The organism is Methanobrevibacter sp., assembly GCF_017432245.1.
Taxonomy (GTDB): Archaea; Methanobacteriota; Methanobacteria; order Methanobacteriales; family Methanobacteriaceae; genus Methanobrevibacter.
In genome coordinates this window covers 19,250-27,680 of sequence record NZ_JAFRJO010000104.1, presented here as the reverse complement: position 1 = coordinate 27,680, position 8,431 = coordinate 19,250, and the positions used below count along the sequence as shown (strand labels likewise).

9 protein-coding genes and 2 tRNA genes are annotated in these 8,431 nt (G+C 30.4%); 4 read left to right on the top strand and 7 right to left on the bottom strand.

What is annotated here, in order from left to right:
- From porA to porC, 3 genes are all read right to left on the bottom strand, one after another.
- A partial coding sequence (gene porA, locus IJI80_RS08275; protein ID WP_292789378.1) for a pyruvate ferredoxin oxidoreductase occupies nt 1-935 on the bottom strand: 935 nt, incomplete at its 3' end.
- A 42-nt stretch (nt 936-977) separates the two neighbouring features.
- Nucleotides 978-1,220 carry a pyruvate synthase subunit PorD gene (gene porD, locus IJI80_RS08270; protein ID WP_292789376.1) on the bottom strand — a complete coding sequence of 81 codons (243 nt, stop codon included), beginning with the start codon at nt 1,218-1,220 and terminating at the stop codon, nt 978-980.
- A 42-nt stretch (nt 1,221-1,262) separates the two neighbouring features.
- On the bottom strand, nt 1,263-1,784 hold the full coding sequence (porC, locus tag IJI80_RS08265; protein WP_292789374.1) for a pyruvate synthase subunit PorC: 522 nt from the start codon (nt 1,782-1,784) through the stop codon (nt 1,263-1,265).
- A 459-nt stretch (nt 1,785-2,243) separates the two neighbouring features.
- Between porC and IJI80_RS08260 the strand changes: the two genes are divergently transcribed.
- On the top strand, nt 2,244-2,561 hold the full coding sequence (locus IJI80_RS08260) for a transcription factor S (protein WP_292789372.1): 318 nt from the start codon (nt 2,244-2,246) through the stop codon (nt 2,559-2,561).
- 137 nt (nt 2,562-2,698) lie between these two features.
- Here IJI80_RS08260 and IJI80_RS08255 read toward each other — a convergent pair whose 3' ends face one another.
- From IJI80_RS08255 to IJI80_RS08245, 3 genes are all read right to left on the bottom strand, one after another.
- Nucleotides 2,699-3,646 carry a hypothetical protein gene (locus tag IJI80_RS08255; RefSeq protein WP_292789370.1) on the bottom strand — a complete coding sequence of 316 codons (948 nt, stop codon included), beginning with the start codon at nt 3,644-3,646 and terminating at the stop codon, nt 2,699-2,701.
- A gap of 353 nt (nt 3,647-3,999) precedes the next feature.
- Nucleotides 4,000-4,072: transfer RNA gene (locus IJI80_RS08250), tRNA-Thr, on the bottom strand.
- Nucleotides 4,073-4,102: 30 nt separating this feature from the next.
- Nucleotides 4,103-4,185: transfer RNA gene (locus IJI80_RS08245), tRNA-Leu, on the bottom strand.
- Nucleotides 4,186-4,473: 288 nt separating this feature from the next.
- Between IJI80_RS08245 and IJI80_RS08240 the strand changes: the two genes are divergently transcribed.
- The 3 genes from IJI80_RS08240 (at nt 4,474) to IJI80_RS08230 (ending at nt 6,786) form a co-directional block, all read left to right on the top strand.
- Nucleotides 4,474-4,638, top strand: a complete 165-nt coding sequence (locus IJI80_RS08240) for a 4Fe-4S binding protein (protein WP_365954065.1) — start codon at nt 4,474-4,476, stop codon at nt 4,636-4,638.
- A 73-nt stretch (nt 4,639-4,711) separates the two neighbouring features.
- Nucleotides 4,712-5,431: an adhesin gene (locus tag IJI80_RS08235; protein WP_292789366.1), complete on the top strand. Its 720-nt coding sequence runs from the start codon at nt 4,712-4,714 to the stop codon at nt 5,429-5,431.
- A 32-nt stretch (nt 5,432-5,463) separates the two neighbouring features.
- A complete protein-coding gene (locus IJI80_RS08230; RefSeq protein WP_292789364.1) occupies nt 5,464-6,786 on the top strand; it encodes an oligosaccharide repeat unit polymerase family protein in 1,323 nt (440 codons plus the stop codon).
- A 532-nt stretch (nt 6,787-7,318) separates the two neighbouring features.
- On the opposite strand, the gene cbiQ is transcribed toward IJI80_RS08230, so the two are convergent.
- Nucleotides 7,319-8,149, bottom strand: a complete 831-nt coding sequence (gene cbiQ, locus IJI80_RS08225; protein ID WP_292789361.1) for a cobalt ECF transporter T component CbiQ — start codon at nt 8,147-8,149, stop codon at nt 7,319-7,321.
- Between the last annotated feature and the right edge of the window lie 282 nt (nt 8,150-8,431).

Here is an 8,431-nt window from a genome sequence, read left to right as displayed (position 1 = left end):
GCATTTTTGACGATTTCATCAATTTCTTCATAAGGGAATGGTCTGTAAGCCCTTATTTTTAATAAACCTACTTTTTCGCCTTTTTCTCTTAACAGGTCAACCACATGTCTTACTGTACTTGCCATTGAACCCATACAGACTAAAATGATTTCTGCATCTTCACAAAGGTAAGGTTCTGTCAATCCGTAGCTTCTTCCGAACTTTTCACCGAATTCTGCACCCACTTCCTTGATTACTTCCATGGATTTGTCCATAGCAACTTGCATGTCATGTCTTGCTTCAGTATAGTATTCAGGGTCTGCAAAGTTACCTAAGGACATTGGTCTTTCAGGGTCAAGGTAAGCGAATTTAGGTACATATGGTTTGAAGAAGGTATCTACTTCTTCCTGAGTCAATAAGTCTACAGGCTCGACAGTGTGAGTTAAGATAAATCCGTCTAAACATACCATTACAGGCAACATTACTTCTTCATGCTCTGCAATTCTGTATGCTTGAAGGATAGTGTCAAATCCTTCTTGACCGTTTTCTACATAAAGCTGAATCCATCCTGCATCTCTTTGTGCGATGGAGTCTTGTTGATCGTTCCAAATGTTTAATGGAGCAGAAATTGCCCTGTTTGCATCTGCCATTACTATTGGAGCTCTCATACCTGCAGCTGCAAATAATATTTCATGCATTAACATTAATCCTTGGGATGAAGTAGCAGTGAATACTCTTACTCCTGCTTCGGAAGCTCCTAAAGTAGCACTGATTGCACTGTGTTCTGATTCAACTCTAATGTACTCTGCATCCAAATCACCATCTGCAACGAATTGTGCAAGGTATTCAGATATGGTAGTTTGAGGAGTAATAGGGTAAACAGGAACAACTTGTGGTTTTGCTAACTTTACAGCTTCTGCAACTGCTCTATTTGTTGTCATAATTTCTTTTGCCATAAAATTTTCTCCACTCTAATTTTTTTCTCTTTAATAGCTTAGCTATTCTATTTCCATTTTAATAGCTTGAACTGGGCATTCTACTTTACAAATACCGCAACCTTTACAATAATCATAATCTATATCATGGTCCTTGTTTACACATCCTTCTGGACAGAACATGATACAGTTATCACAATCTACACAAGCTTCTTTATCAAGGATTGGTTTAAAAGTTCTCCAACTCCCTGTTTTGTTTTTACGTGTACTTCCAGGTTCACTAATTGCACATCCAATAGAAACCATTTAATCACCTTTCATAAATCAATAAATTTTAAATACAGCCACCTAAGCCATATCGTAAGCTTTTTGAGCTGCTACTGCATTTTTCTCTCCAATTGGACCTGGGAAAGTTTCCTTAATTACTTCAAGAAGTGATTCAATACTTACTTCACCGGTCTTCTTAGCAAAGTATCCTAAAATAATGGTGTTTACGATATTTACACCTAAAATTTCAAGTGCAATGCCTGTTGCATCCACATCAAATACCTTGTGACTTGCTGATTCGACCTTTTCATGAGTATTTATAATAACTTCACCATCTTCTTTCAATCCAGAATAAACATCGACAACACTTAAAAGACCATCGTCAAGAACTATCACATGATCAGGGTTGTAAACCTGATATCTTAAATTGATAGGTTCGCTATCGATTCTGGTAAATGCCATAACCGGAGCCCCTCTTCTTTCTACACCGAAGAATGGGAACGCTTGAGAGTATTTACCATCTTTAAATGCTGCCTTAGCTAAAATCTCTGCTGCAGTTACAGCACCTTGTCCTCCACGTCCGTGGAAGCGAATTTCAATCATTGATATTTCCTCCATTCTTTCATATACGATAATTAGTAAACATTGTATATACTATAACTTTTAATAAACATTGTATATAAATATGTTGATTTGTCATGATAAATTATTACAAATTATTATGAATTTTCCAAAATTTTCCTAAAAATATTACTGGTGATGAAAAATAGATGATTGAAATTTGAAATTATTGATAAAATCATTGATAAAGTTATTGAAAAAGTTAATAATAATATAAAAATTTATATTATAAGAAAATAATAACGAAACTAGTAAAATACTGAAGAGAAAGTTTTATGAAAATTTCATTAAATATCATGGAAAATTATTGAATTTTTTATGAGGAATTTTATAAATACCATTACAAATAATGATAAATTATTAAAAATTACCATGATAAAATTGACAAGAAAAATGATGAAAAGGATTTTGTCAAATTATTAATTTTGGAGCATGAAAAAAATGAGATTTTGTCCAGATTGCGGTAAAATACTGATGCCAAAAAACAAGAAAATAAAATGTGACTGCGGATATGAGGAAGAATTGTCTGATGAAGTTATAGAACAGGAATATCGTTTTGATGGGGAAAGGAAAAAAGAGATGGAAGTCATTGTAACAGATAACACCAATGTTACCCTACCTACAAAAGAGATTACCTGCTATAAATGTGGAGGAACCAAAGGTTACTGGTGGACAGTTCAAACAAGGTCTGCTGATGAAGCTCCAACATATTTCATCAGGTGCGCAAAATGCGGAAACACCTGGAGAAGGTCCAATTAAAATTAATGGATTTTTTAATTGAATAAAAATTTATTAAAATAAGATTTAATGAAAAAATGAAAATTTAATAAAAAAAGAAAGCATATGGGAAAAAAGATTTTCCCTTTCACTTAAATTAAAAAATTACTCATTCTTATTTATTCAGATTCATCAATGATATATAAATCCTGATAATCATCTTCTTCAGCATCATATTCTGTTTTTAGTCTTTTTAAGATTCTTTTTTTAATAGGATTATTAGGATCCTCAGGATTATTTACCAAAATGACTTCCTCTTCATAGATTGGAAGAACTTCCGGATTTCCATTAGAATAATTATTTGAATTATTATATTTAGGATTAAATCTATTGGAATAATGATTGGATTTATTATGGAAATGACGAGGTTTATGATTGGAATTATGGCCTAAATCTTCATCATCATTATCATTTCTACCAAAGGAAGTGTCTATTTTTCTTGCATGAGGCTTTCTTGGCCTATGCTTATTGATGAACTCATTTGACTTGAAATATTCATTATCGGAACTTATTAGGATATTCAATATAACAAGTGCCAATAAAACAATTACAACCAATGCAAACAATGAATCAAATGGAGCAAAGACAGCATAGAATATTTTTGAAGTGATGCTTGAAATGTCCATAAGACCTCTTAAAAGCAACAATACCCCTACAATCAAAACAACAGTACCGTTACGCTTGTCAATATTGTTTGAATTGAAATATGGGTAAGCCCCTAAAATGATTAAACCAATTCCCATTAATCTGAATAAGTTATTTGCTACAGCAGATTCAAGGAAGTCAAATATCATATCAAATCTGTAATGCAATGCTGACAATAAGAATATCAATTCAATGATTCCTATAACAACTAATGGGAATATATAAACAATCTCATTAGCCAGTTTAGGTTTTCTTAATGATCCTGCATCAATCTTCTCTTCTGAATAGCTTGAAAGCAATTGATAGAGGAATGAACTTAATACAGAACCAATGATTGTTCCGGAAACTCCTAAAACTGAAGTAAACAATGCCACAGTTCCACCAATGAACCCTGCCATTATAACGTTAAAATGTTTAACCAAATTATCACCCATATTCTTTAATTTCTAAGTTTCACAATATGATAAAAATCATTATAACTGCAAATAAAATATACATCTCATCATATTTAAAATTGATTGATTATGAATTCAAACTATCGTGACTTAATTCATGACTTAACAAATTCATGACTTAACAATTCATAACTTAACAAATTCACAGCAAATGAAAATAAGAAAAAATAATCTTGCGATTATAAAAAAACTTACAATTAGTATTTAAGGTATGATACCTTAGGTATGATACCTTAAATAGACTAATTTAAAAAAAAACAACTTTCGTTGAAAAAAAATAAAAAAACTAATTAATCCTTTTTGAATTAATTAGAAAAAAGAGCCTTAGGGGGGATTCGAACCCCCGACTTCTACCTTACCAAGGTAGCGCTCTACCGGCTGAGCCACTAAGGCAGTAAAAATCGGAAAAAATATATAAAAAAGTGCAAGGGAAGGGATTCGAACCCTCGTAGGTCTACACCAAAGGATCTTAAGTCCTTCCCCTTTGGCCGCTCGGGAACCCTTGCATAATAATACAACAATATTATTTTAGACTTTATGATATATAAAGGTTGTGGATACGGAAAAATAATATTAAAAAATCCCTAAATAAAGCCTAAATAAAGAGATTTTAGAAAAAATTTATTAAAAAATAATCAAAATTTTACAAACTTATATAAAGAAAAATGATTATATCTTAAAATAGTATTAAATAAAATTTTATTAAAAGATAATAAATTATTAAATAAGAAATTTCAATGAATTTTAATAATTTACAAAATTCACAAAAAAATAATTTATGAGGCGATATATTGATAGTTATTGATTTAGATGAATGTGGAGTTTGTGAAAAATGCATACCTGTTTGTCCTAAGGACTTGATTGAGAAAAAAGGATACACCATGATCATTAAGGATGGATGTGATGACTGTGGAATATGCATGGATATGTGTCCTTTAGGTGCTATTTACGAGGAATAGCTAAACTAAGAAATCAATACTAATAATGAAAGCAACATAGAAATCATACTTAAAATTTAATCAGGTTATAATTATGAAAAAACCAGGGTTTTTAAATAAAATTACAATTATTGACATCTTAATAATAATATGCATCATTGGTGCGGTAGGATTTGCAATTTACCATATGACTGATGATGACTCAACAAAGGCTTCCGCCACTTCATTTGATTATTCAACCAATCCTAAAATAGTGGAGACTTATTTGGATTACTACAAAGACGGAAAGATAGTTACAAGCGAAATTGTTGGAACCGATGCAAAAACTGGAGAAAAGCTTGAATTGAATAGAAGAGTCCTATGGGTAGGGGAAGATGGGAATGGAAAAGTAAACGTTCTCCTTGATGATAATGGCAAACCATTGCTTGCTGGATTCTACATAGATGTTCCAAATGCAGACTTGCTTATCGATTCAATAAGCTTGGAAACAAATGGGGACACCTACAACTTCAAGGACATTACAGTTTCTCCAAAAGAAATTAATAATCTTAACGACTTAATCAGCGAAATTCCTAATGGAACAAATTGTGAAATCACTACAAGTATTTCTATAGATAATTTCGATAGTGTAAAATATCAAAAATTATTAAATGCTTTAAATGAAAATAAAAAACCTTGCATTGTCTTAAGAAATTCTCAAACTAATACTTTAGAAATCAATAGAGCCAATAAAAATGATTTGAAAATAGCAAGTGAAATATTAGGAGATTTCAATGGCCAAACAAGCCAAATAAGACTCAGAACTTATAATTAGTTATATTATATTAAGTGAAAGTAAGTGAAAATATGAGTTTAATCTATTCTATAACTAGCACAATAACTAGAAATATAGAAGGCATTATTAGAAAATCCTTCTTATTTACACTTATTTTCAATATTCTTGAATTTATTGAAAAAGAATGGGTAAATAGCTATTTCAAGAGATTGTATCCTAGTGAAAACTTTTTATCCATTTTTAAAAAAAGTAAAATTTTAAAAGAGGAAATATTCTCACCCCTTATTGTTTTAGTTACATTTGCGCTTTTTTTACTGCTTGCAACAGACCCTGTTTCAAGAGACTTGCAAATCGTTTTAAGCATTGCATTTATCTCATTTTTCATTGGATCAATCATACTTCCAAGATTTGTTTTGAATAATCAGAATAATGAGGAATTTAAAAAAACCGATAAAAAGAACATAATCCCTTTATTGGATACAAAAGATGTCTATTCAATTGGTTTTTGCCTCACATTAATTGGAATCATATTCCTATTTATAAGCATTGCATCTGTTGGAGGATTGCCAATATTGAAATCCTCTTTAAGATACTCACTAAAACCTATATTCACAATGCCAGTATTCCTAGTGATTCCGGGAATAGGACTAATTGCATCACACAGATTGGACCAATACAAAAATAGTGAAATCTCAAGAAGCCAAGTCAGATTCAGATTCCTGATTTTAACATTTATAGGTATTATAACTGTTCTTACACTTGAATACAGAACACCAATCATTGCAATCCTTCTTATGATGATCATTATCGCTTACTACGGAGAGATATTATCCGTTTGGGAAGTGATTATAGGAGCATTGATTGGAGTTTGTGCAATTATGGGAATTGGTTATTTGAGATCATTAAATGAGCTTGCAATCAGTACAAACACAAGCATATTCTCTACTTTGGAAAATAGGGCAAATTTCACTATGCATGTATTGAACCTATTAAATCAGATTTCTGGCAACTTTGGTCTATTGCACGGCAAAATGATAGCAAGTTCAATGCCTGGAAGCCCACTTGGACCTAGAATGTTAGTTGGAAAGTTAATAGCTTGGAGAACTGAAGTTACAGTAACCCCTACATTATTAGGTCAGATGCTAGTTGATTTTGGTAAAATTGGCGTTGCTTTAGAGATGTGCTTGCTTGGATTCATCTTAGGAACCGGATATAAAATAATTAAAATCACTGAAGACTCATTTTATATTGCAATATACAGCTTAATATTGACTTATTCCATCGTAGGAGTGGAAACAGGCATATTGGATATACAAATCTTATTCTACTTCTTTATAATTTCCTTTATCTATTTAGCAGCAATTTTAAAAGATAAAGGAATCAAAATCTATTAAAAACACTATTTTTATTAGAAAAAAGAAAAAAGAGAAAATCAACCTAATTAAAATAAAACTATTTTTAATCTGAATCAGAAAAAAATAAAAAAAGAAAAAATAATTCATAGCAAAGCTATGAACTCATTTTGGAGGTTGAGTAAAATAATTCCTCGAAATTATTTAATTTGGAGATTAATAATCTTGATTAGTTGGACCCTGAATCTTACATTTTAAGAGAGCGATTATATGCAGAAGAAAATGATGTGTGTTTTATGTAAAACTCATTAAACTAAAATTAATAATAAATTTCAAATTCAAGAGATTTGGATTTTATGATTAAACTAATACTATGTTCAATAACTTGAATTTAGGAATTTATCATTAACCAAGATTATTACAGATTTTTATTCAATAACACAATAATTTAGGTATGCCTAAACTTATTGTTAATTATAGATTAGTCTTCATAGTATATAAACCTTTCTAAATTTTTAGGTTTGCCTAAATTATCGAACAATAAAAAGAGGAAATATATGATCATGAATAAAAACTACAATGATAATGAAACACCTAAATAAGCTAAATTAGGAGAATAAAACATTACAAGCAATTGCAAAACAATTATAATTCCAATGATTATAGCCAAATAAATATATTCAGACCTTCCAATGATTGTCTTTGCATGATACAAATTGGAATTGTCTGAGAAGCATCTGCTTGCCATACTTAAATAAATGGTTTCCCCCTTTTCGTAGGCCTTTAAGAACATCATTGCTATGCTGTATCCAACTTGCCTCACTCTCCATTTATAAGAAATATCATCATTGAATGGATCAAAGTTTCTTGATGTCATGGATTGCCTGATGTCCCTTAATTCATCTACAAAGATAAATAGGAACCTTACCATAATTGTAAGAATCATAGCAAGATCTCTAGGCATTCCAAGCTTTCTAAAGGATTGTACAACTTCCTGCATAGGAGAGGTGGATGAAAGGATAACAATAGCTGTTAAACAAACAATCAATCTAGCAAATAAAAGAACTGTCCAATTTAAACCAGTGTCTGTTATAAACAACCATGAATAAGGACCCTGCCAAATTATATTTCCAGGGTGTATGAATGGTTGGAATGCTATGACAAAACCTCCGAATGGCAAAAGAAGTAGCACTCTCTTAAAGCTTTCCTTAAATGATAAACCAGCTAAAAACATTACTATTAGTAAAAAGCATTCCAATACGATTGGAACTATTAATCTATCTGAAAAAACAGCGAAAAGAATAATAAGCAAAATGGCTACAAGCTTAACCCTTCCTTCCAAATTATGGATGATTGAATCCCTGGAAGCTATGAATTCTAATGATCTAACTTGTTCTATCGCCATTTTATCCCCATTAATTCATAAAATAATAAGATAATATAATTAAAAAAATAATTAAAAAATTATAAAATTTAAATAAAATTTATAATATAAGTATTGGCCTTTAATTATAAATATTTATTTATTTAAATCAATAATTATTACTAATTTGACAAAATAAGCCCAAAAAGTATTACTTTAGATAAATAAAGAGAAAGTATTACTAATCTGGTCAAAAACAGTTAAAAAGTATTACTAATTGTAAATTAAGAAAGTTTTGTAAAATTTTAAAAAGAAGAAATGAAT